Here is a 749-nt window from a genome sequence, read left to right as displayed (position 1 = left end):
CAAATCGATGCGTCGCTGCGCTCCGATTAGGGGTGGCCGAATGTTACCGGAATGGGTGGCCGGATACTTCCGGAATCAGTGGCCGAATGTTAGTGGAATGGGTGGCCGAATGCTCCGGAATGCGCACCCGGGTTCAGGTGAAAGAGATTCTGCAGGAAAAAGCAGTATTTCTTGAGAAAGCTGAGCCGGGAGAGGCACCGCAGGAAAAACGCGTTATCAAGGCGGCGGAGCTTCCCAAACACCCCATTCCCAAATCTGCAGTGACCGTCAGCATGCTGGCCTGGATCATCATTGCCAAATATTGCGATGCCTTGCCATTGTACCGGCAGGAAAAAATACTGGCACGCTATGGCGGCTCCATTACCCGGACGACGATGGCCAACTGGCTGATCCGGTTGTCTCTGCAACTGCAGCCCCTGATCAACCTGATGGCAGACCATCAGCGGGCCGGGCACATCATGAATGCTGATGAAACCCGGATCCAGGTACTCAAGGAGTCCAGCAAATCACTCCACTCGGATAAGTACATGTGGGTGACTCTGGGAGGCCCACCGGGGCAACCGGCGGTGCTGTTCCATTACGATCCTTCCCGGGGCAAGGAGGTTCCCCTGCGCCTGTTCGAAGCGTTCAGCGGTTACCTGCAAACTGACGGTTATGCCAGTTACAGTGCTGTGTGCAAGCAAGAAGGCATTACCCAGGTTGGCTGTTTTGACCATGTGCGCCGCAAATTCACGGATGCCAAAAAAGGC

At 55.7% G+C, this 749-nt stretch carries 1 protein-coding gene; it reads left to right on the top strand.

The window, feature by feature from the left end; all coding sequences use genetic code 11:
- Window positions 1-86 precede the first annotated feature (86 nt).
- On the top strand, window positions 87-749 hold a 663-nt coding region (gene tnpC / locus J7439_RS25710), incomplete at its 3' end, for an IS66 family transposase (protein ID WP_209204903.1).

Source organism: Salinisphaera sp. G21_0, from assembly GCF_017744115.1.
Taxonomy (GTDB): domain Bacteria; phylum Pseudomonadota; class Gammaproteobacteria; order Pseudomonadales; family Endozoicomonadaceae; genus Endozoicomonas.
This window is presented reverse-complemented; position numbering and strand designations above follow the sequence as displayed.